The organism is Dactylosporangium sp. CA-139114 (genome assembly GCF_050955725.1).
Taxonomy (GTDB): domain Bacteria; phylum Actinomycetota; class Actinomycetes; order Mycobacteriales; family Micromonosporaceae; genus Dactylosporangium.
Genome location: NZ_CP192080.1, coordinates 5,959,927 through 5,980,890, shown reverse-complemented (window position 1 = coordinate 5,980,890; position 20,964 = coordinate 5,959,927). Strand labels below are relative to the sequence as shown.

The window sequence follows — 20,964 nt, the reverse complement described above, 5'->3', positions numbered from 1 at the left end:
GGAGAGGCAGTCATGAGCACAACCCACGCGGGCAAGGCGGCGATCGTCACCGGCGCCAGCCGCGGCATCGGCCTGGCGGTCGCCGAGCGGCTCGTCGCGGACGGGGCGAAGGTCGTCATCACCGCGCGCAAGCCCGAGGCGCTCGCCGCGGCCGTGGCGAAGCTGGGCCCGGACAATGCCGCCTCCGTCGCCGGCGGCGCGGACGACCCGGCCTGCCAGGAGGAGGTCGTCGCCACGGCCCTGCAGCGGTACGGCCGCATCGACTACCTGGTCAACAACACCGGCATCAACCCGGCGTACGGGTCGCTGCTCGACCTCGACCCGGCGGCGAGCGCGAAGATCTTCGGGGTCAACGTGATCGCCGCCCTGGAGTGGGTGAAGAAGGTCCACGCGGCCTGGATGGGGGCCAACGGCGGCGCGGTCGTGAACGTCGCGTCGGTGGCCGGGCTGCGCGCCGCGCCCAACATCGCGATGTACGGGGCGTCGAAGGCCGCCCTGATCCACCTCACCGAGGAGCTCGCCCACGAGCTCGGCCCGGACATCCGGGTCAACGCCGTCGCCCCGGCGGTCGTGAAGACCCGCTTCGCCACGGCGCTCTTCGAGGGCCGGGAGGAGCAGGTGGTGCGCGGCTACCCGCTCAAGCGCCTCGGCGCCCCCGAGGACATCGCCGGCGCCGTCAGCTTCCTGCTCTCCGGCGACGCCGCCTGGATCACGGGCCACACCCTGACCGTCGACGGCGGGCTCACCCTCGGCGGCGGCGTGTAGGCCGGCCGGTCAGCCGGCCCGTGTCCAGCGGACCAGGTCCAGCGCCAGGTCCCCGTACTGCGCGCCGATCTCGTCGGGTCCCCACGCCCCGTCCGGCCGGTACCAGCGCGCCACGTCGATGCCCAGCGAGAGGATGGCGAGCGCGGCCAGGCGCGGGTTCGCCACGCCGAAGACACCGGCGTCGCGCCCGTCGGTCACCAGCCGGCGCATGAGCGACTCGATCTCGCGCCGCAGCCCGGCGATCTCGGTCGCGTGCTGCGGGCTGAGCGCCGCCATCTCGTACTGCACCACGCGCGCGTGGATCTGAGCGCGGGCGTGCCACGAGGTGAACGCCCGGACCACGTCGCGCAGCCGCCGGGCCGGGTCCGCCGGTCCGGCCTCGGCCGAGCTGCCGGTCAAGGCCTCGTCCATCACCTGCCGGACCTGGCGGTGCCCGGCCAGCGAGAGCTCGAAGAGCAGCTCCTCCTTGGTGCGGTAGTGCACGTAGACCGCGGCCGGGCTCATCCCCGCGGCCTCGGCGATGTCGCGTGTCCCGGTGCCGTGGAAGCCGCGGCGGGCGAAGGACTGCAGGGCGGCGTCCAGCAGCCGGGCGCGGGCCAGCTCGCCGCGGGCGTTGCCGGTGGTGCCACGGGTCATTGCGAGATCCTCCACAGTCCATTGACGCGCGCCCGGGTCCGCATGTTACCTGTTCACCAGAACTTTCTAAGCGGTCGCTTAGTTTGGAGCGGAGCATGACCGACGACAAGATCGTGGTGCTGGACGGGGCGAGGACCCCGATCGGCGACTTCGGCGGCGCATTGCGGGACGTCCCGGCGCACGAGCTCGGCGCGATCGCCGCGCGCGCCGCACTCCAGCGCAGCGGCGTCGCCGGCGCGGACATCGACGAGGTCGTGATGGGCTGCATCGGCCAGGTCGGCGGCGACGCCTTCAACGCCCGGCGGGTCGCCCTCGCCGCCGGGCTGCCGGCCGCCGTCCCGGCGTACACGGTGAACCGGCTCTGCGGGTCCGGACTGCAGGCGATCTGGTCCGCCGCCATGCAGATCCGCTGCGGCTCGGCGGACATCGCGCTCGCCGGCGGCGACGAGAGCATGAGCCGGATGCCGTTCTACGACTTCGGGGTCCGCGGCTCCTGGAAGCTGGGCGACCGGCGGCTGGTCGACGGCACGCTGATGATGCTCACCGACCCCGTGCACGACATCCACATGGGCGTCACCGCCGAGAACGTCGCCGCCCGCTACGGGGTCGGCCGGGCCGAGCAGGACGAGTTCGCGCTGCGCTCGCAGCGGCGGGCCGGGGCCGCCGCGGCGCGCGCGGCCTTCGCGGAGGAGATCGTCCCCGTCGAGGTGCGCACCCGCCGGGCCGTGACGGTCGTGTCCGAGGACGAGCACCCCCGCCCCGACACGACGCTGGAGGCGCTGGCGGCGCTGCGTCCGGCGTTCCGGGAGGGCGGCACGGTCACCGCCGGGAACTCCTCGGGGATCAACGACGGCGCGGCGGCGGTCGTGCTCACCCGGGCGTCGCTCGCCGCCGCCCGCGGGCTCGAGGCCAAGGTGGCGGTCGAGGCCGTGGTGACCGCGGCGATGGAGCCCGAGCTCATGGGCTACGCGCCGGTGCTCGCGCTGCGCAAGCTCTTCGAGCGCACCGGCACCGCGCCCTCCGACATCGGCACCGTCGAGCTCAACGAGGCCTTCGCGGCCCAGGCCGTCGCCGTCATCCGCGACGCCAAGCTCGATCCGGACACGGTGAACCCGTACGGCGGTGCCATCGCGCTCGGGCACCCCGTCGGCGCGTCCGGCGCGATCCTGACCCTGCGCGTCGCCCGGGACCTCGTCCGCCGCGACCTCGAACTGGGCGTCGTCACCATGTGCATCGGCGGCGGCCAGGCGCTCGCGGCGCTGCTGCGGCGGGTCGGCTGATGCCGCGCCGCCCGGGATCCCCGGCCGCTGCGCCCGGCCGCACGGCGGCCGCGGGCACATGGCCGGCCGGCTCCGACGAGATCATGAGCTGATCGCCCGGGAGCTCGGCTTCTGACACCAACCAGCCACGAGATCAGCCCACGAGAAAGGACCGACCGATGAGCGTCTCCTTCGACTTCACCGGGCGCACCGCGATCGTGACCGGCGCCGCGCGCGGCATCGGCCTCGAGATCGCCCGTCACCTGCGGCACGCGGGCGCCCGCGTGTACCTGCTCGACCACGACGCCGAGGAGGTCGCCAAGGCCGCCGCCGACGTCGGCGCGGACGGCGTGCCGACCGACGTGACCAGCACCGAGGCCGTGCAGGCCGCGGTGCGGCGCGCGGTCGACGACACCGGCCGGATCGACATCGTGGTCAACAACGCCGGCATCCTGCGCGACCGGGTGCTGTGGAAGCTCACCGACGAGGACTGGGACGCCGTGCTCGCGGTGCACCTGGGCGGCACGTTCCGGCTCACCCGGGCCGCCGTCGCCCACTTCCGCGCCCAGCAGTACGGGCGGGTCGTCAACGTCACCTCCTACACCGGCCTGCGCGGCAACGTCGGCCAGGCGAACTACGCCGCGGCCAAGGCGGGCATCATCGGGTTCACGAAGACGGCCGCCAAGGAGCTGGCCGGGTTCGGCGTGACGGTCAACGCCGTGTCGCCCAACGCCGAGACCCGCATGGTCTCCTCGATCCCGCCGGAGAAGAAGCAGGAGCTGGCCGCCGCCATCCCGATGGGCCGCTTCGCCGCGCCGAGCGAGATGTGCGCGGCCGTCGCCTTCCTGGCCTCGGCCGAGGCCGGGTACATCACCGGCACGGTCCTGCCCGTCGACGGCGGGATATCGATGTGATTGCCGCCGGAATGCAGGGCCTGTTCGAGCACTGAGCCGGGGCTGCGGAGAACATCGCGGGAACTTCACGGGCGGTCCCGTGTGCGCCGTGGCGACCGTCGGCTTCACGGTGACGGCGGCCTTCCTGCTGCCCGGCGACGGGCGGCTGCTCGGCCCGGCGGCGTACCGGATGCTGCGCCGCGCGAGCGGGTGGGCGGCCGGCTGGGCCGTCGCCTCCCTCGCGCTGCTGCCGCTGACGCTCTCGGACCTGCTCGGCCGGCCGGCGTCGCGGGTGACGTTCGCCGGGGTGCACAGCCTCGCGTGGTCGGTCTCGCAGGGACAGTCCGCCCTCGCGCAGGCGGTCCTCGCCGCCGCCGTGGCGGTCGCGGCCGGCTCGTGCTCACGCACACCGGCACGGCCGTCGTCGCCCTCGTCGCCGCCGTGCTGTGGGCCGGCGGCCTTGCCGCGCTCGTCACGCTGCGCGGCGACACGGTGCTCGCCACCACCGTGCGCGGCTACAGCCGGCTGGTGCTGGGCTGCCGGGTCGCCGTCGCGGCCGGCGCCGCATCCGGGCGGAGCTCGAGACGTGGGACGCGGCGGACACGGTGGGCAAGGAGTTCGCCGTCGGCCGCCGCCTCGCCGACGGCGCCCCGCTCACCGGACGGCACGAGCACGACCCGCTGGACCTGCGGGCGACGAACGCGCTCGGCTTCCCGGTCATCTCCGAGTTCTCCCACGCGGCCCGGGCGCACGTGCTCAGCGACCGGCAGTTCCTGCCCATCCAGCGCAACCTCGCCGAGGCGGACCTGCTCAACGAGCGGGTCACCCCGATCGGGTCGGCCGTGTTCGCGATCCCGCCCGGCTGCGAGGAGGGCGGCTGGATCGGCCAGTCCCTCCTCGGCTGACCGCGCCGAACGCGGCCGGCCGGCGCCCCGGGGCCGCGCGCCGCAGTGCATAGGCCGCGGGCGCGGGGGTAGCGCGCCGTGTGGTTCCCATCCGGGACGAGCACCACTCGTTCGCCGAGCCGACGCGACCGGTCGGACGGCGCTACGTCGTCTGGCTCATCATCGCCCAGTTCGTGTTCTACGTCGCGCTGCTCGGGCCCGCGATCGTCGGTATCGGCATCAAGGTGCAGCAGATCGTGCCCGGCACCGAGAAGACCTCCGCGCTCGGGACCGTCGCCGGCTTCGGGGCGCTGTTCGCGGTCGTCGGCAACGTGCTCTTCGGCCGGCTCTCCGACCGCACCATGTCACGGTGGGGGCGGCGGCGGCCGTGGATCGTGGCCGGGACCGTCGTCATGACCCTGGCCCTGCTCGTCATGGCGCTCGGCCGGTCGGTCGCGGTCGTCACGGCCGGCTGGTGCCTGGCCCAGCTCGGCGCCAACGCGACCCTCGCCCCGTTCATCGCCACCCTCGCCGACCAGGTGCCGACCTTCCAGCGCGGCAGCGTCTCGGCGCTGCTCGGCATCGCCCAGAACGTCGGCATCCTCGGCGGCACCTACGTGGCCCAGCGCTTCCAGCACCAGATCGTGATCATGTTCGTGGCGCCGGCCGTGGTCTCGGTCGGGGCCATGCTGGTGTTCGCCGTCGTCCTGCCCGACCAGCGGCTGCGCATCCGGCCGCCGCCGGCCCCGATCAAGGACTGGTTCTGGGTGAACCCGCTCGAGCACCGGGACTTCGCGCTCGCGTGGGCCTCGCGGTTCCTCATCACGCTGGCCACCTACATGTTCACCACGTTCCGGCTCTACTTCCTGCAGGACCGGGTCGGGCTGTCCCCCGGGGCCGCGCCCGCCGCCGTGACCGTCGGCGTGCTGATCTACACGGTCGCCCTGATCGCGTGCGGCTGGATCGCCGGGCGCATCTCCGACCGCACCGGGCGCCGCAAGATCCTCGTCGCCGGCTCGACGCTGCTGTTCGGCGCCGGCACCGCGGCGCTGTCGCACGTCACGACGCTCGGGCAGTTCTACGGCGTCGAGGCCGTGCTCGGCGTGGCCTCCGGCATCTACGTGGGGGTGGACCTGGCCCTCGTCATCGACGTGCTGCCCAATCCGGACGACGCCGGCAAGGACCTCGGCGTGTTCAACATCGCCAATGCCCTGCCGCAGACCGTCGCGCCGGTGCTCGGCGCGGCGCTGCTGGCGCTGGCGAGCGCCACGAACCAGAATTACACCCTGCTGTTGTACAGCGCCGGTGCCGCGTCGCTCCTCGGTGCACTGGTCGTACTGCCGATCAGAAAGGTGAAGTAGGCCGCGATGACCGACGAGCGGATCGAGACGCTCCTGGCCGGCATGTCGCCGGAGGAAAAGGCCGGGCAGCTGACCCAGTACTTCTACTTCAAGCTCCCCGGCGAGGCCGACCCGGCGCTGGGCTTCGACGCCGACGAGCAGCCGCGGGCGGCCGAGGCGGCGCTCGGGCGCGGCGGGGCGGGCGCGCTGCTGTTCGTCACCGACCCGGCCGAGGTCAACCGGCTCCAGCGGCTCGCGATCGACGGCAACCCGCAGGGCATCCCGGTGCTGTTCGGCTTCGACGTCATCCACGGCCTGCGGACGATCTTCCCGGTGCCGATCGCGATGGCCGCCTCCTGGGACCCGGAGACGATCGAGCGCGGCCAGACGATCGCGGGCCGGGAGGCGCGGGCCGTCGGCATCCACTGGACGTTCGCGCCGATGGTCGACATCACCCGCGACCCGCGCTGGGGCCGCATCATCGAGGGCGCCGGCGAGGACCCGTTCCTGGGTGCCGCCGTGGCCGCGGCGCAGGTCCGCGGCTTCCAGGGCGGCGGGATCATCGCCGGTCCCAAGCACTTCGCGGGGTACGGCGCCTCCCTGGGCGGCCGCGACTACGACGAGGCCAACATCTCCGAGTACGAGCTGTGGAACACCTACCTGCCCCCGTTCCAGGCCGCCGTCGAGGCCGGGGCGGGCAACATCATGACCGCGTACATGGACCTCAACGGCATCCCCGCCTCCGGCAGCCACTGGCTGCTGACGAAGGTGCTGCGGGACACGTGGGGCTTCACCGGGTTCGTGGTCAGCGACGCCAACGCGGTCAAGAACTTGCAGACGCACGGGTTCGCCGCCGACCCGGCGGACGCGGCGGCCCGCGCGGTCACGGCCGGCGTCGACCTCGAGATGGCCTTCTCGGAGCCCGCCTACGACCATCTGCCGGCGGTCCCGGCGGCGCGGGACGCGGTCGAGGTGAGCGTGCGGCGCATCCTGGAGGCGAAGCTGCGGCTCGGGCTGCTCGACGAGCCGTTCGTGGACGAGGACCGGGCCCGGGAGGTGCTGGCCGACCCGGAGCATCGTGCCGTGGCGCGCGAGGCGGCGCGGCGCAGTGCGGTCCTGCTGAAGAACGACGGCGACCTCCTGCCGCTCGACCCCGGGGCGTTCGGCTCGATCGCCGTGCTCGGGCCGCTCGCCGACTCCCGGCGCGACACGCTCGGCCCGTGGGTGTTCGACTTCGACCTCGCCGAGACGGTCACGGTGCTCGAGGGCATCCGGCGCGCGACCGGTGCCGAGGTCGCCTACGCCCAGGGCGTGCCCGTGACCCAGCGCGAGTTCCCGTCGATGTTCGACCAGTTCGGCGGCAACCGCCCGGAGGACCCCGAGGGGTTCGACGCCGACGCCGAGTTCGCCCGTGCCGTCGCGCTCGCCGAGTCCTCGGACGTCGCGATCGTGGTGCTGGGGGAGCACCAGAACATGATCGGCGAGGCCGCGTCCCGCTCCTCGCTGGACCTGCCGGGCCGCCAGCTGGAGCTGCTGCGGGCGGTCGCGGCCACCGGCACGCCGACGGTCCTGCTGCTGATGAACGGCCGCCCGCTCGACCTGCGCTGGCCGGCCGAGCACGTGCCGGCGATCATGGACATCTGGTACCCCGGCAGCCAGGGCGGCAACGCCGTCGCCGACCTGCTCTTCGGCGCCGCGTCCCCGGGCGGGAAGCTGCCGTTCACCTGGCCGCGCACGGTGGGCCAGGTGCCGATCCACTACGGGCACACGCGCTCGCACGAGCCGCAGAACCAGGGCCGCCGCTACTGGGACGAGGCGAGCACGCCCCTGTTCCCGTTCGGCCACGGCCTGAGCTACGGCCGGTTCGCCTACGAGAACCTGTTCGTCTCCGCCGACACCGTCGCCCCGGACGCCGAGGTCACCGTGTCGGTCGACGTCACCAACACCGGAGCGCGGCCCGCGCCGGAGGTCGTTCAGCTGTACCTCCACCAGCGCCACGGCCGCGCCTCCCGCCCGGTCCGGGAGCTGAAGGGCTTCTCGCGGGTCGAGCTGGCGCCGGGGGAGACCCGCCGCGTGGCGTTCACGATCGGGCCGCAGCAGCGGCGGTACTGGCACGCCGCCGTCCGCGACTGGGTCCTCGACACCACGACGTTCGACGTGTGGGTGGGCGGCAGCTCGGCCGCCGAGCTCGCCACGACCTTCGAGGTCCGCGACGTGTGACGGCCGTCACCGTCCGGTGGATGCCCCGGTTTGCGTACCGGGCGGAACGGGAACAGACGTCGGCAAGGCAACACCCCGGAACAATGGAGGCGTGACATGACTGTCGGCGGCATCATCTCCGCGCTCGTCGTCGGCTTGATCATCGGCGCGTTGGGGCGCCTGGTCGTGCCCGGCAAGCAGCACATCCCGATCTGGCTCACCATCGTCATCGGCATCGTCGCCGCGCTCATCGGCACGGCGATCGCCCGCGGTCTCGGCTGGGCCAACACGCCCGGCGTCGACTGGCTCGAGATCGTCATCCAGGTCGTGCTGGCCGCGATCGGCGTCTGGGCCGTCGCCGGTCTCTACGGTCGGCGCAGCGTTCGCTGACCCGACGACACCCGATGGCGCGGACCGGCTCCGGTCCGCGCCATCGCCGTGTCCGGCGTGGGGCCGACGCCGCCTCAGGGTGCGGACCCGCGTGCGCGGGACCCCGGCGTACGCGAGGCTGACCAGCACCGGCCGGGCGGCGGGGCGCCGGGCCGCGAGCAGGCCGGCCGTCACCAGCAGCAGCGCCGCGAACGTGCCGGCGGGGATGAGCCGCGGCAGGCGCGCGAGGCCCGCGGCGCCGGTGCCGGCGCTCAGAGCAGGGCATCCAGGAGCAGCCGCAGTCCCGCGGTGCCCGCGACCGCGGCGGCGATGCAGGTCAGGTGGGAGCGGCCGAGCGCGCGCAGGCCGGCGGCGAGGCTGAGGCCGGGCAGCAGCGTCCAGTCGAAGTCGCGCCAGCCCGGACCGAGCACGTCGACGGCGAGCAGGGCGGCGAGCAGCACGACCGGCAGCGCGTCGGCCACGGCCCGCAGGCGGGGCGGGAAGGCGCGGCCGCCGAGCAGTGCCGGCCCGATCGCCTTGTAGAGCGCATTGAGCAGGGCGAGGGCGACGGTCGCGACGATCATCGTGGTCACGGCTGAGGCTCCTCGGCGGGGGCCGGTGACCGCAGGGCGAGCGCGGCCGCGGTCCCCGCCAGGGCGAGGGCCACGCCGGAGGGCAGGAACCGGCAGGTGGCGGCGATGGCGGCCGCGACCGTGCCGGCCGGGGCCAGGCGCGGGCTCGCGCGCAGCGCGTCGAAGAGCAGCAGGCCGAAGAAGCCCGGGAAGACGACGTCGAGGCCGGTGGCCCGCAGCGCGGATCCGCCGGGCACGAGCACGGCGCCCAGGGCGGTGCCGAGGATCCACGCCGGCCACTGCACCAGGGTCGCGCCGAGCATGAGTCGCCGGTCGAGCTCGCCGCCGGGGCGCTGGGCGGCGACCCATGAGCCGTCGACGACCGCCTGGCCCTGCACCGCCCGGCGCAGCGGGCCGCCCGGCAGGAAGCGCGCGGTGGCCGCGGCCATCGGCACGAACCGCAGGTTCATCAGCGCCGCGCCGGCGAGCGCCGGGCCGAGGCCGCCCCCGCCGGCGAGCGCGGTGACGAGCGCGAACTGGGCCGAGCCGGAGAACACGACCGCCGACATGGCGATCGCCAGCCAGGCCGGCCAGCCGTGCGTCACCGCGAACGCGCCGAACCCGACCGCGAGCAGGAACGAGCCCGCCGCGAGCCCGACGCCGACTCGCAGCCCCCGGGACCAGCCGCCACCGTTGTCCATGCACCCTTCATCTCCGCCGCCTACATGGTCTAAACGGCTTTAGGGCATGTAGGCTGGCGGGCGTGTACCAATGGCGCTACATCGGCGGGCACCTGGCGCTCGACCTGTGCAACACCGTGTCCTGGCGGCTGGACCCAGCGCGCAGCGTCGACCGGCTCGGCACGGCCGCGCTGTTCGCCGACTGGTTCCGGACCGCGACGGGCCTGCCGACCGAGGCGGACCACGTGATGCTGGACCGGGTGCGCGTCCTGCGCGACGAGACCATCCGGGTCGTGGACGCGCACCTCGCGGGGGAACGGCCGGATCTCCGATTCGTCTACGACGCCTGGCTCGAGGCCCTGCGCCACGCCCGCCCGTCCGAGCGGCTGCCGGTCACCGTGACCGCCGACGAGCCGGTGCACCATCTCGCGCTCGCCGTGGCGGAGCTGCTGCGGCGGCCCGACCTGTCGGCGCTGCGCCGGTGCGACGGCGAGGGCTGCGGGTGGCTGTTCCTGGACACCACCCGCAACCACAGCCGCCGCTGGTGCGACTCCGCGGACTGCGGCAACCGGGCGCGCGTGCGCGCCTACAGCCGCCGCCGGGCGTGACCTACCTGGTCCACCCGGTGTCCACGTACTGCCGCTCACTGCGCAGCCCGAACGCCCCGAAGTTCGCCAGCCCCGGGCGCACGGCCGAGATCTGCGGCGTCTGGAACAGCGGCACGGAGTGCCCGGCCTTCCACAGCAGCGCGTCGGCCTGGTTGAGCAGCTCCACCGCCTTGCCCCGGTCCGTCTCCGCGCCCGCGCGGTCGAGCAGCCGGTCGATCTCCGGCGTGCCGACGCCGCCGTAGTTCTGGTCGCCGCCGGTGCGGTACACCGGGTCGAGCAGCGACGGGAACACGTTGTCGACCTGGCGGAACGAGGCCAGGTCGAAGGCGCCGACGTTGACGTACTTCGCGAAGTAGTCGTTCCCGGGCACCTTGCGCAGCTCGACGGTGACGCCCGCCTGGCCGAGCATGTTCTGCACGAGCTGCGGCAGGTCCGTGCTGCCGTTGCCGTTGACGACGTAGACGAGCTTGAGCGGCGCGCCGTCCTTGGCCCGGGTCCGGCCGTCGGCCGAGGCCTTCCAGCCGGCCTCGTCGAGCAGGCGCCTGGCCCGCTCGAGGTCGAACTTCCCGAACTCGGCGCTGGTGTCGCGGTACCCCTCCTGGCTCGGCATGAAGAAGTGGCTGCCGAGCGTGTTCACCTTGAACGGCAGCCCGGCGGACTGGGCCGCGGCGATCGCGCCGCGGTCCACCGCGTTCTGGACCGCCTGGCGGACCCGCTCGTCGGCGAGCGCCCCCGTGTGCCCGAGCGTCAGCTGCGTCTCGTCCCAGCGCCCGCCGGTGCGGATGACGGTGTTCGCGGCCCCGGCGAGGCGCTGGTAGGCCTCGGGCTGGCGGCCGGGCGCCTGGTCGATCTCGTTGTTGAGGTACGCCTCGGTGATCGCGGTGCTGTCCAGCGCCCGGTACACGATGGAGTCGAGCAGCGGCTTCGTGCCCCAGTACGACGGGTTCGGCACCATGGTGATCGTCTGGCCGGTCTTGTCGGCCGAGCCGATCTTCCACGGGCCGCCCCAGACCGGGATCTTCTCGATCCAGCCGGTGTTGAACTCCTCGGGCGTGTCGATCGCGCTGCCGGGCAGCAGCGGGTCGAAGAGCGTCTGCCAGTCGGCGTACGGCGTCTTGAAGGTCACCTTCACGGTGCGGTCGTCGGCGCCGCGCTCGACGTTCGCGATGGCGTCGTAGCCGGTCGTGCCCGAGAGCTGGAACCGCTCGTCGGAGCCGTTGCGGGTCTTCCAGTTGGTGGCGAAGTCCTGCCAGGTGATCGGCGTCGAGTCGCTCCAGGCGGCCTTGGGGTTCAGCTTGTACGTCACGATCTGTGTGCCCCCGGCGGTGCTCACGTCCGCCGCGGCGAGCACGTCGGGGTTGGCCGCCGGCACCCCGTTGTCATCGGCGAACCACAGCTTCGGCTCGGCCAGCGCCAGGATCGACGAGCCGTCGCCCTGGGTGCCGTCGACCTGCCCGACGTTGTACTGCGTGATCCACTGCTGGATCGAGAGCTTCAGCGTGCCGCCCTGCCGCAGGCTCTCGCGCGGCTGCGGGTTGATGTCGGCGCTGCCGGTCTTCGGCGCCGCGCCCTGCTGGCCCGGCCCGCTGCCGCCGCCGCAGCCCGCGGTCAGCCCGACCCCGGCCAGCAGCGCGACGAGGCCCAGCGCCGTGGAGTTCCGCATCGAACCCGCCTCCCTCATCCATACTTCGCAGACCGTCTATATATACATCTTCTGCTACCTTCATCAATACGATAGCCGTCAATGGGAGGTTCGGTGCTCGCGTTCCTCGCCCGCCGCGTCGCCTACTACCTGGTCCTGCTGGTCTCGGCCGCCTTCCTGTCCTACATCCTGGCGGCGACCGCCCTGTCGCCCCGCGCGTACTTCCAGGCCCGGCTGCCCCCGCCGCCGGCCGAGCAGGTGGACCGGCAACTGCACGCCATCGGGCTCGACGACCGCCGGCCGGTCACCGAGCGCTTCGCGGGCTGGGCCGGCCGGGCGGCCCGGGGCGACCTCGGCACGAGCATCACCGGCACGTCCGTCAACGCCGAGTTCGGCCGCCGGGTCGGGGTGAGCCTGCGGCTGCTCGCGCTCGGCACCACGCTCGGCATCGCCGCCGGGGTGGCGGCCGGCGCGTGGAGCGCCGTGCGCCAGCACCGGCTCTCCGACCGCTCGTTCACGGTGCTCGCGTTCCTGCTGCTGTCCACGCCGACGTTTCTGATCGCCCTGCTGCTCAAGATCGGCGCGCTGGCCGCGAACCGGGCCGCCGGGCGGCAGGTCGTCGCCTTCACCGGGGAGCGCTCGCCGGGGCTGACCGGCTCGGCGCTGACCCTGCTCGCCGACCGGGCCGGGCACCTGCTGCTGCCGACGCTGTCGATCGGGCTGGTCACGGTGGCCACCTACAGCCGCTACCAGCGCAGCGCCATGCTCGACGTGCTCGGCGCCGACTACCTGCGCACCGCGGCGGCCAAGGGCCTGCCCCGCCGCAGCGTCCTGGTCAAGCACGGCCTGCGCACCGCGCTCATCCCGATGTCGACGTTCTTCTCGTTCGGCTTCCTCGGCGTGCTCACCGGCGCCACCTTCACCGAGAAGATCTTCGGCTGGCACGGCATGGGGGAGTGGTTCATCGACTCGGTCAACAACAACGACGTCAACGCGGTCGTGGCGGTCAACCTCTTCGCCGCCGTGACCGTCCTGTTCGCCGGGCTCCTCGCCGACGTCCTGCACGCCGTCCTCGACCCGCGCGTGCGCCTCGGCGGCCGCCGTGGCTGACACGCTCGCCGCCGAGGTCGCCGACGAGGCCCGCCAGGCGTCGCCGACCCGGCTGCGGGTCGTCGCCGGGCGCCTGCGCCGCGACCGGGCCGCCTGGTCCGGCGCCGCCGTCGTCGCGCTGCTGTTCCTGCTCGCGTTCGCCGGCCCGCTGGTGACCCGCTGGTCGTACACCGACATCGACTACACCGCCCTGCGCGCCGCCCCCTCCGCGGCGCACTGGTGGGGCACCAACGGCATCGGCCAGGACGTGTTCGCCCAGACCGTCCGCGGGCTGCAGAAGTCGCTGCTCATCGGCCTCGCCGTGGCCGTCGTCGCCACGGCCCTGGCCGCCGCCGTCGGCGCGGTCGCCGGGTATGTCGGCGGCTGGACCGAGCGCGCCCTCGTCCTCGTCGTCGACCTGCTCCTGGTCTTCCCGTCGTTCCTGGTCATCGCCGTGGTGTCGCCCCGGCTGCGGGCCGGCGGCTGGGTCGCCTTCGTCGGCCTGCTCGCGATCTTCGGCTGGATGATCTCCGCGCGCGTCGTGCGGTCCCTGACGATCTCGCTCAAGGATCTGCCGTTCGTCCGCGCGGCCCGGTTCATGGGCGTCTCCACGCCGCGGATCATCGTCCGCCACGTCCTGCCGAGCACCGCCTCCTTCCTCGTCATCGACGCCACCCTCGCCGTCGGCGCCGCCGTCATGACCGAGACGTCCCTGTCGTACTTCGGCTTCGGCGTCCAGCCCCCCGACGTGTCGCTGGGCACCCTGATCGCGGCCGGCACCGCCTCGGCGGTCACCTACCCGTGGATGTTCTTCTTCCCGGCCGGTCTGCTGGTCGTCTTCGTGCTGGCGGTGAACCTGGTCGGCGACGCCCTGCGCGACGCCGTGGACCCGCGCTCCGGCCCGGCCCGGCGCCGGGCCCCGCACCCGATCGCGGCGCCGCCCCCGCCCGACGGTGCCGTCCTGGCCGTGCGGGGCCTGACGGTCCGCTTCGGCGACGCCCCGCCCGCGGTGCACGGCATCGACCTGACCGTTCGCCGCGGGCAGGTCCTGGGCCTCGTCGGGGAGTCCGGCTCCGGCAAGTCCGTGACCGTCATGGCCGCCCTGGGGCTGCTCCCGGCCGGCGCGGCGGTGTCCGGCAGCATCGTGCTGGGCGGCACCGAGGTCGTCGGCGCCACCGCGAGCACCCTGCGCCGCCTGCGCGGCCGGGTCGCCGCCGTCGTCTTCCAGGACTCGCTCTCCGCCCTGACCCCCGTGTACCGGGTGGGGGACCAGCTGGCCGAGGCGGTGCGAGCCCACCGCGACGTGTCCCGGGCGCAGGCGCGCCGCCGCGCCGTGGAGCTGCTGCGCCTGGTCGGCATCCCGTCGCCGGAGTTGCGCGCGCGGGCGTTCCCGGACGAGCTCTCGGGCGGCATGCGTCAGCGCGTGATGATCGCCATGGCCATCGCCAACGACCCCGACCTGATCCTCGCCGACGAGCCGACGACGGCGCTGGATGTGACCGTCCAGGCCCAGATCCTGCAGGTCCTGCGCGACGTGCGCGAGGCCACCGGCGCCGCGCTGGTCTTCGTGAGCCATGACCTCGGCGTCGTGGCCGGCATCGCCGACACGGTGGCCGTCATGCGCGGCGGGCGGGTCGTCGAAGAGGCCGAGGTGCGGCAGCTGTACCACCACCCGCGCGACCCGTACACCCGCGAGCTGCTGGCCGCCCGGCCGCGCCTCGACCGCCCGCGCGCCGCGCGTGAGCGCCCGCCCGGCCCGCCCGTGCTGCGGGTCACCGGCCTGCGGCGCACCTTCCCCGTGTACCGCGGCCGCGTCCTGCGCCGCCGGGCCACCGCGATCCACGCCGTCGACGGCGTCGACCTGACCGTCGAGCGGGGCCGGACCCATGCGCTGGTGGGGGAGTCGGGCAGCGGGAAGTCCACGACGCTGCTGGAGGTGCTGGCCCTGCGGCCGCCGGAGGCCGGCACCGTGGAACTGTTCGGCCGCACGGTCGGCGCGCGCCTGAGCGCCGCCGATCGCTCGGCGCTGCGCCGCCGGATGCAGCTGGTGTTCCAGGACCCGTTCGCCAGCCTGGATCCGAGGCTCCCGGTCGGCGACGTCATCGCCGAGCCGATGCTGGCGCAGGGACGTGCCCCGGCGCCGGCCCGGGCCCGGGTGGCCGAGGTCCTGCGGCTCGTCGGGCTGGACCCGGCGCTGGCCGCACGCTTCCCCCACGAGTTCTCCGGCGGCCAGCGGCAGCGGATCGCGATCGCGCGGGCCGTCGCCGTCGAGCCGGACCTGCTCGTGCTGGACGAGCCGGTCTCCTCGCTGGACGTGACCGTGCAGGCCGCGGTGCTGGAGCTGCTGGCCCGGCTGCAGGAGCGCCTCGGCCTCGCCTACCTGGTCGTGACCCACGACCTCGCCGTCGTGGCCGGCATCGCGGACGTGGTCAGCGTGATGTACCGGGGCCGGATCGTGGAGACCGGACCGGCGGGCGCGGTGCTGGGCCGGCCGTCGCACCCGTACACGCGGGCGCTGGTGTCCGCGGTGCCGGTGCCCGACCCGGACGCCGAGCGCGGCCGGGAGCGCATCCTGCTCGCCGGCGACCTGCCCGCGGCCGACGAGCGACCGGTGGGCTGCCGGTTCCGGGGCCGGTGCCCGTTGTACGCCCGGCTCGAACCCCTGCCGCGCACCCACTGCGAGACGCAGGAGCCGGCGATGACCGGCGGCGAGCACCGGGCCGCCTGCCACCACACGGCCCCGGGCTGAGCGCCGGGCGAGTTCAGCCCCGGGCCGAGTGCCAGCGCACCGGGGTGTCCGCCGACGGCCGCACGGCGCCGAGGGCGGACAGGTGCTCCAGGTGGGCCAGGGTCTCGGCCAGCGCCAGCCGGCGCAGCAGGCCCTGCAGGGCGTCCCAGCCGCGCGACCACGTGATCGCGGCCGCGATCGCCCAGCCCGTCGGCGACGCGAGGGTGCCGATGGCGTGCATGATCTCGGCGCCGCGCTCGTCGTGGTGGCGCACGAGGTCGGCGGCGCGGGCGTCGAGGGCGCGGAAGCGGTACTCGTGGGCCGGCAGCGCCTCGTCCGTGCCGAACTTGGCAACCAGCTCCAGCGAGTCCAGGTAGGTGCCGAGCGGGTTGCCGTCCGTGATCGCGTGCACGCCGATGTTGGGGCTGATCCGCGGCAGGAGGTGGTCGCCGGTCAGCAGCACGCCCGCGCCCGCCTCGTGCAGGCAGAGGTGGCCGGGCGTGTGGCCGGGCGTCCAGATCGCGCGCAGCTCGTGGCGGGCCAGGGGCAGCAGGTCGCCGTCCTCGATCGCGCGGTCGGGCTCGGCCATGCCCATCAGCTCTTCGACGCGCTCCGCCGGCATGACCAGCTCGTCGACCTCGGACTCGGGCGCCCCGTGGCGCAGGAGCCAGTCGCGGTCGGTCGCCGGGGCGCGGCCGCGGTCGCGCCACGAGCGGGCGGGCAGCGTCGCCGCCTCGGCCGGGTGCATGCCGATCCAGGCGCCGGAGCGCTCGCGCAGCCAGCCGCTCATGGCATGGTGGTCGGGGTGGACGTGGGTGACGACGACGCCGGTGACGTCGTCGAGGCTCGCGCCGGCCGCGCCGAGCCCGGCCGTGATCGCGGCGCGCCCCGCGTCCGAGTCCCAGCCCGGGTCGACCAGCAGCACGCCGGCGTCGTCGAGGAAGAGGTAGCTCAGCGTGTACCGCAGCGGGCTGTTCGGAATCGGCACGGGAACCGACCACAGGCCGGGGCGCACCCGCTCGACCGGCGGCAAGACCCGCCGCTGCCACGCCTCGTGCTGGTCCGTTCCGGTGATGATCACGAGTTGCCCCCGGTGTGCAGCAGGAAGTCGACCAGTCGCGCCGCGTCCGCCGGAATCGGGCCGCGCTTGTCCGCCGGTGTGCTCAGCGCGTGCATCATCGCGCCGCCGACCAGCGTGTCGAGCAGCAGCGTGACCGACACCGTGGCGGGCAGCTCCCCGCGGTCGATGCCGCGGCGCACGATGGCCCGGGCGGCGACGATCTGGGCCATGCGCAGCGCCTCGTACTGCTCCGCCACCCCCGCGATCGTCCCGACCTCGAGCGGCAGGCGCAGCGCCGCACGGCTGGACGGGCCGGTGTAGCGGTCGAGCACCTGCGTGGCCAGCTCGATCAGGTCGCCGCGCAGCGTGCCCGTGTCCACGTCGCTGACCCGGACGAGCCCGGCCGCCAGCGCGTCGGCGAGCAGCGCCTCCTTGGTGCTCCACCGCAGATACAGCGAGGCCTTGCCGACACCGGCCCGCCGCGCGACGGTCTCCATGGCGAAGCCGGCCCACCCGCTGTCGCCGAACACGTCGAGGGCGGCCCGCAGAATCCGCCGGTCGACCTGCGGATCGCGGGGCCTGCCCGGCGGTGCTGCGGTCGGCGCGCTCATCGGCACCATGGTATCTGAACGATCAGCGTTCAGATTGTCCATTGGATCACACGCGTGGCTCGCTCGAGCGTGCGGCCATTCCGTAGGCGCTGGTCTAGGTTCGAGGCGTGGACGATCCCCTGTTCGCCGCCGCCGGCGCGGGCCTGCGCGAGGCCTACGCGCGGGTCGACTGGGCCGCGACCCCGCTCGGGCCGGTGGCGTCGTGGGGACCGGCCCTGCGCACGGCCGTCGACCTGGCACTGCGAACGCGGTTCGCGGTCACGCTGTTCTGGGGCCCGCAGTCGGTGATGGTCTACAACGAGGCCTACGTGCCGATGATCGCCGACAAGCACCCGGCCGCCCTCGGCGCCCCGGCCCGGGAGGTCTTCGCCGAGGTCTGGGACGACATCGGCCCCATGATCGAGCAGGTCCTCGGCGGCGGCGGCGCCACCTGGGTCGAGGACCTCCGCCTGGAGATGCGCCGGCACGGCTTCCTCGAGGAGTGCTACTTCACGTTCTCCTACTCCCCGGTCATGGGCGAGGACGGCCGGGTCGAGGGCGTCTTCGACATCGCCTCCGAGACCACCACGCAGATCCTGGCCACCCGCCGGCTCCGGCTGCTCAACGCGCTGCACGACCGGCTCGCCGCCGTCGACCACCGCGGCGAGGTGCTCCAGCGGGCGCTGCCGGTGCTGCGCGCCGACCCGCACGACCTGCCCGGCGTGGAGATCGTGGCCGCGGACGGCAGCGATGCCGTCGTGCGCCCGACGGCGGACGGGAAGGTCGCGACGGTACGGCTGAGCACCCGCCGGTACGCGGCCGGCGACCTGATGCTGCGCACGACGCTCAACCCGCGCCTGCTCGCCGACGAGACCTACCTGATCTTCGTCCGGCTGGTCGGCGCCACGATCAGCCAGGCGCTGGACCGGGCGCGGCTGCGCGAGGCCGAGCGGCGGGCCACCGCGATCGAGCGGGAGATCTCCGAGACGATCCAGCGCAGCCTGCTCACGCCGCCGCCGGTGAGCCGGCATTACCACATCGCGGCGCGCTACGAGCCCGCCGTCGCGCACGCCCGGGTGGGCGGCGACTGGTACGACGCGTTCCCGCTGCCCGACGGCACCATGACCGTCGTCGTGGGCGACATCAGCGGCCACGACCGGTTCGCGGCGGCGGCCATGGCGCAGGTCCGCAGCATCCTGCGGGGCATCGCGCACACCCTGCTCGGGCCGCCCTCACGCATCCTGGCCGCGATGGACGAGGCCATGTCCGGCTTCGGCCTGAACACCTTCGCGACGGTCGTGCTGGCCCAGGTCAGCGCGAATCCCGAGCCGGGCGCCCCAGCCCCCTACACGCTGCGCTGGTCCAACGCCGGCCACCCGCCTCCGATCCTGCTCACCCCCGACGGCGCGGCGACCCTGCTGCGCCACCCGTCGGAACTCCTGCTCGGCACCGGCCTGCCCGCGACGCGCAGCGACCACTCGCTGACGCTGGAGCCGGGCAGCCACGTGGTCCTCTACACCGACGGCCTCATCGAGCGCCCGGGCCAGGCCCTCGACGAGGGCCTGCGCGGCCTCGCCGACCTGCTCACCGGCCGGCACGACCTGACCGCCGAGCAGCTGTGCGACCATCTGCTGGCCGCGTCCCGGGCCGGCGCCGGCGACGACATCGTCGTCACCGTGCTGCAGACGGGCCGTTGATGCGCCCCCGCTGCACCACCGGCTGATCAAGCCTGGCAGAGCCGCGTTAAAAAAACGTTGTACCGCGAGCGCCGCGCGTCAGCCGCGTTCGGTCTCCCGGTAACCGGGGCTCATGCCCTGGAGCGCGGCCAGGATCTGCACCGCCAGATACTTCGAGTTGCCGCGGCAGGCCGCGAGGCTGCCGGCGTTGAACCACAGGCCGCGCTGGGCCGTGGGGCGCCACACGTTGCGCATCTCGCCGCCGTCGTCCACGCCCCAGATCAGGCCCACCTTGTCCGCCACGGCGTCGCCGAAGAAGGCGCGGACCTCCTCCTGCTGGTTGCGGTACCCGGTCGCCAGCACGACGAGGTCGTACTCCCGGGTGCTCCCGTCGACCAGTTCGAGCCCCTGTGGGGTGAACGTCGCGATCTGGTCCGCCTGCAGCAGGCCGATCTCGCCGTCGGCGATCAGGTCGGAGCAGCCGACGTTGATGTAGTAGCCGCCGCCGCGGCGGTTGTACTTCAGGTGGAAGCCGGTGCCGTCCTCCCCGATGTCCGTGCGGAACCCGACGGCGTGCAGGCGGTCGAGGATGTCCTTGTCGGCCTCGAGCATGCGCTGGGCGAGGATCTGGTTGGCCTTGATCAGGGTCGGGAACGAGTTCGCCGCCGCGATGAGGTCGACGTCCTCGGTCGGGGTGCCCTCGGAGTAGAGGGCGTACACCATGATCCCGCTCGGTTCCAGGCTCACCACCGTCGTGGGCTGCCGCTGCACGATGTCCACCTCGCAGCCCAGGGCGTGCAGGTCCTGCGCCACGTCGTGCCCGCTCGTGCCCGTCCCGACGACCAGGGCCTTGCGGTTCTCGAAGCGGGCTCCGGAGGTGTACTGGGTGGAGTGCAGCACGTCGCCGCGGAAGTCCTCGAGCCCGGCAAGCCGCGGGCGGTTCGGTACGCCGCTCACGCCGCCGGTCGCGATGACGACGTGCCGGGGCCGCAGGACGCGCTCGGCGCCCTCGCGCCGCACGGTGACCGTCCAGATCTGCTCGTCCTCGTCGTAGGTGCCCCCGACGAACTCGGTCGAGGTCCAGACGTTGAGCTCCATGATGTCGGCGTAGTGCTCGAACCAGTTGCCCAGCTTGTCCTTCGGGATGTAGGTGGGCCACGTGTCGGGGTAGGGCACGTAGGGCAGGCTCGCGACCCAGGACTCGTTGTGCAGGGTGAGCGAGTGGTAGCGCTTGCGCCAGACGTCCCCGACGCGTTCGTGCTTGTCCACGATCAGGGCGTCGACGCCGATGGTGCGCAGCCGCGCCGCGATCGACAGGCCCGCCTGGCCCGCGCCGACGATCAGCACCTCGGGGGAGCGGTCGTCGTAGCGCTGCTCCTCCTGGCGCAGGTCGAGCCAGTTCTTGCCGCCGAAGGTCCGCGAGTAGGCCGTGCCGTGCGGCCGGTTGGCGCCGCGGCGCTCCTCGAAGCCGGTCAGCTCCTGCAGGGTGGTCAGCAGGGTGCGGGCGCGCAGCGGCTCCCCGGCGGCCAGGTCGAGCCGGACCACGCCTTCGCCGTGACCGAACGCGGTTTCGAAGGTGAAGAAGCCCTCGACCACGTCGTCTCCAGCGCGGACGGCGACCCGGGGTGCCGTGCGTGCGGGGGCCAGGGCGAAGCCGGACGCCTTCACGTCGTGATTGCGCGCGATGAGCTCGGCGGCGGCCTCCCGGGCACCGAGCGTGGTGCGGATGTCCCAGGTGAACGAGACGAGATCGCGCCAGTCGGCCTCGGGCAGGAAGAGATCGGCCAGCCGGTCCGGATCCTGGGCGTCCAGCGCGATGTCGAGCTTCTGAAGCCATTCGGTGACGGCGCTGAGGCACGCTGGTGCGGACATGTCTGAGCGGGACATCGGCCCTCCCGGAACCTTCATTGGTAGCCTTGGACACAGTAAGTTGAACATGGCGCCAGAGTCAACTTTTTGGTGCTACGCTGTCGC

The 20,964-nt window shown here is 73.8% G+C and carries 17 protein-coding genes and 1 pseudogene; 11 read left to right on the top strand and 7 right to left on the bottom strand.

Going from position 1 to position 20,964, the window contains the following annotated elements:
- The first annotated feature begins 12 nt into the window (after positions 1-12).
- Positions 13-765: an SDR family oxidoreductase gene (locus ACQP2P_RS26360; protein ID WP_433605070.1), complete on the top strand. Its 753-nt coding sequence runs from the start codon at positions 13-15 to the stop codon at positions 763-765.
- Positions 766-774: 9 nt separating this feature from the next.
- Here ACQP2P_RS26360 and ACQP2P_RS26355 read toward each other — a convergent pair whose 3' ends face one another.
- The gene (locus ACQP2P_RS26355; protein WP_433605068.1) at positions 775-1,401 is read right to left on the bottom strand and encodes a TetR/AcrR family transcriptional regulator; all 627 of its coding nucleotides are present in this window, start codon (positions 1,399-1,401) and stop codon (positions 775-777) included.
- Positions 1,402-1,496: 95 nt separating this feature from the next.
- On the opposite strand from ACQP2P_RS26355, the gene ACQP2P_RS26350 reads away from it, so the two are divergent.
- The 6 genes and pseudogenes from ACQP2P_RS26350 (at position 1,497) to ACQP2P_RS26325 (ending at position 8,366) form a co-directional block, all read left to right on the top strand.
- Positions 1,497-2,681: a thiolase family protein gene (locus tag ACQP2P_RS26350; RefSeq protein ID WP_433605066.1), complete on the top strand. Its 1,185-nt coding sequence runs from the start codon at positions 1,497-1,499 to the stop codon at positions 2,679-2,681.
- A gap of 158 nt (positions 2,682-2,839) precedes the next feature.
- Positions 2,840-3,574 carry an SDR family NAD(P)-dependent oxidoreductase gene (locus tag ACQP2P_RS26345; protein ID WP_433605064.1) on the top strand — a complete coding sequence of 245 codons (735 nt, stop codon included), beginning with the start codon at positions 2,840-2,842 and terminating at the stop codon, positions 3,572-3,574.
- Positions 3,575-4,113: 539 nt separating this feature from the next.
- Positions 4,114-4,458, top strand: a pseudogene (locus tag ACQP2P_RS26340) (Dyp-type peroxidase); the annotation flags it as partial.
- A gap of 80 nt (positions 4,459-4,538) precedes the next feature.
- Entirely contained in the window at positions 4,539-5,798 is a 1,260-nt protein-coding gene (locus tag ACQP2P_RS26335) for an MFS transporter (RefSeq protein WP_433605062.1), read from the top strand.
- A 6-nt stretch (positions 5,799-5,804) separates the two neighbouring features.
- Positions 5,805-7,997 carry a glycoside hydrolase family 3 N-terminal domain-containing protein gene (locus ACQP2P_RS26330; protein ID WP_433605060.1) on the top strand — a complete coding sequence of 731 codons (2,193 nt, stop codon included), beginning with the start codon at positions 5,805-5,807 and terminating at the stop codon, positions 7,995-7,997.
- Between the two features lie 96 nt (positions 7,998-8,093).
- Positions 8,094-8,366 carry a GlsB/YeaQ/YmgE family stress response membrane protein gene (locus ACQP2P_RS26325; protein ID WP_433605058.1) on the top strand — a complete coding sequence of 91 codons (273 nt, stop codon included), beginning with the start codon at positions 8,094-8,096 and terminating at the stop codon, positions 8,364-8,366.
- A gap of 251 nt (positions 8,367-8,617) precedes the next feature.
- Here ACQP2P_RS26325 and ACQP2P_RS26320 read toward each other — a convergent pair whose 3' ends face one another.
- Both ACQP2P_RS26320 and ACQP2P_RS26315 read right to left on the bottom strand, forming a co-directional pair.
- Positions 8,618-8,929 carry an AzlD domain-containing protein gene (locus ACQP2P_RS26320; RefSeq protein ID WP_433619276.1) on the bottom strand — a complete coding sequence of 104 codons (312 nt, stop codon included), beginning with the start codon at positions 8,927-8,929 and terminating at the stop codon, positions 8,618-8,620.
- Positions 8,930-8,934: 5 nt separating this feature from the next.
- On the bottom strand, positions 8,935-9,618 hold the full coding sequence (locus ACQP2P_RS26315; RefSeq protein ID WP_433605056.1) for an AzlC family ABC transporter permease: 684 nt from the start codon (positions 9,616-9,618) through the stop codon (positions 8,935-8,937).
- 62 nt (positions 9,619-9,680) lie between these two features.
- Here ACQP2P_RS26315 and ACQP2P_RS26310 point away from each other — a divergent pair, with 62 nt between their 5' ends.
- A complete protein-coding gene (locus ACQP2P_RS26310) occupies positions 9,681-10,205 on the top strand; it encodes a CGNR zinc finger domain-containing protein (protein WP_433605054.1) in 525 nt (174 codons plus the stop codon).
- A gap of 1 nt (position 10,206) precedes the next feature.
- Here the strand turns inward: ACQP2P_RS26310 and ACQP2P_RS26305 are convergent, their stop codons facing one another.
- Positions 10,207-11,868, bottom strand: coding sequence for an ABC transporter family substrate-binding protein (locus ACQP2P_RS26305; RefSeq protein WP_433605051.1), 1,662 nt, complete (start codon positions 11,866-11,868; stop codon positions 10,207-10,209).
- 81 nt (positions 11,869-11,949) lie between these two features.
- Here ACQP2P_RS26305 and ACQP2P_RS26300 point away from each other — a divergent pair, with 81 nt between their 5' ends.
- Both ACQP2P_RS26300 and ACQP2P_RS26295 read left to right on the top strand, forming a co-directional pair.
- Positions 11,950-12,957, top strand: coding sequence for an ABC transporter permease (locus ACQP2P_RS26300; protein WP_433605049.1), 1,008 nt, complete (start codon positions 11,950-11,952; stop codon positions 12,955-12,957).
- Entirely contained in the window at positions 12,950-15,685 is a 2,736-nt protein-coding gene (locus tag ACQP2P_RS26295; protein ID WP_433605047.1) for a dipeptide ABC transporter ATP-binding protein, read from the top strand. Before ACQP2P_RS26300 ends, ACQP2P_RS26295 begins: the two co-directional genes overlap by 8 nt.
- 13 nt (positions 15,686-15,698) lie before the next feature.
- Here the strand turns inward: ACQP2P_RS26295 and ACQP2P_RS26290 are convergent, their stop codons facing one another.
- A complete protein-coding gene (locus ACQP2P_RS26290) occupies positions 15,699-16,745 on the bottom strand; it encodes an MBL fold metallo-hydrolase (RefSeq protein WP_433605045.1) in 1,047 nt (348 codons plus the stop codon).
- Entirely contained in the window at positions 16,742-17,335 is a 594-nt protein-coding gene (locus tag ACQP2P_RS26285; protein WP_433605043.1) for a TetR/AcrR family transcriptional regulator, read from the bottom strand. The genes ACQP2P_RS26290 and ACQP2P_RS26285 overlap by 4 nt, the downstream gene beginning before the upstream one ends.
- Before the next feature lie 107 nt (positions 17,336-17,442).
- Between ACQP2P_RS26285 and ACQP2P_RS26280 the strand changes: the two genes are divergently transcribed.
- Positions 17,443-19,011, top strand: a complete 1,569-nt coding sequence (locus tag ACQP2P_RS26280) for a PP2C family protein-serine/threonine phosphatase (protein ID WP_433605041.1) — start codon at positions 17,443-17,445, stop codon at positions 19,009-19,011.
- A gap of 78 nt (positions 19,012-19,089) precedes the next feature.
- On the opposite strand, the gene ACQP2P_RS26275 is transcribed toward ACQP2P_RS26280, so the two are convergent.
- On the bottom strand, positions 19,090-20,877 hold the full coding sequence (locus ACQP2P_RS26275) for a flavin-containing monooxygenase (RefSeq protein ID WP_433605039.1): 1,788 nt from the start codon (positions 20,875-20,877) through the stop codon (positions 19,090-19,092).
- Positions 20,878-20,964: the final 87 nt, after the last annotated feature.

What these genes read in the sequence shown, in the direction of transcription:
- ACQP2P_RS26360 (WP_433605070.1), top strand. Translation starts at nt 13, where the DNA reads ATGAGCACAACCCACGCGGGCAAGGCGGCGATCGTCACCGGCGCCAGC.
- ACQP2P_RS26355 (WP_433605068.1), bottom strand. Translation starts at nt 1,401, where the DNA reads ATGACCCGTGGCACCACCGGCAACGCCCGCGGCGAGCTGGCCCGCGCC.
- ACQP2P_RS26350 (WP_433605066.1), top strand. Translation starts at nt 1,497, where the DNA reads ATGACCGACGACAAGATCGTGGTGCTGGACGGGGCGAGGACCCCGATC.
- ACQP2P_RS26345 (WP_433605064.1), top strand. Translation starts at nt 2,840, where the DNA reads ATGAGCGTCTCCTTCGACTTCACCGGGCGCACCGCGATCGTGACCGGC.
- ACQP2P_RS26330 (WP_433605060.1), top strand. Translation starts at nt 5,805, where the DNA reads ATGACCGACGAGCGGATCGAGACGCTCCTGGCCGGCATGTCGCCGGAG.
- ACQP2P_RS26325 (WP_433605058.1), top strand. Translation starts at nt 8,094, where the DNA reads ATGACTGTCGGCGGCATCATCTCCGCGCTCGTCGTCGGCTTGATCATC.
- ACQP2P_RS26320 (WP_433619276.1), bottom strand. Translation starts at nt 8,929, where the DNA reads ATGATCGTCGCGACCGTCGCCCTCGCCCTGCTCAATGCGCTCTACAAG.
- ACQP2P_RS26315 (WP_433605056.1), bottom strand. Translation starts at nt 9,618, where the DNA reads ATGGACAACGGTGGCGGCTGGTCCCGGGGGCTGCGAGTCGGCGTCGGG.
- ACQP2P_RS26305 (WP_433605051.1), bottom strand. Translation starts at nt 11,868, where the DNA reads ATGCGGAACTCCACGGCGCTGGGCCTCGTCGCGCTGCTGGCCGGGGTC.
- ACQP2P_RS26300 (WP_433605049.1), top strand. Translation starts at nt 11,950, where the DNA reads ATGGGAGGTTCGGTGCTCGCGTTCCTCGCCCGCCGCGTCGCCTACTAC.
- ACQP2P_RS26285 (WP_433605043.1), bottom strand. Translation starts at nt 17,335, where the DNA reads ATGAGCGCGCCGACCGCAGCACCGCCGGGCAGGCCCCGCGATCCGCAG.
- ACQP2P_RS26275 (WP_433605039.1), bottom strand. Translation starts at nt 20,877, where the DNA reads ATGTCCCGCTCAGACATGTCCGCACCAGCGTGCCTCAGCGCCGTCACC.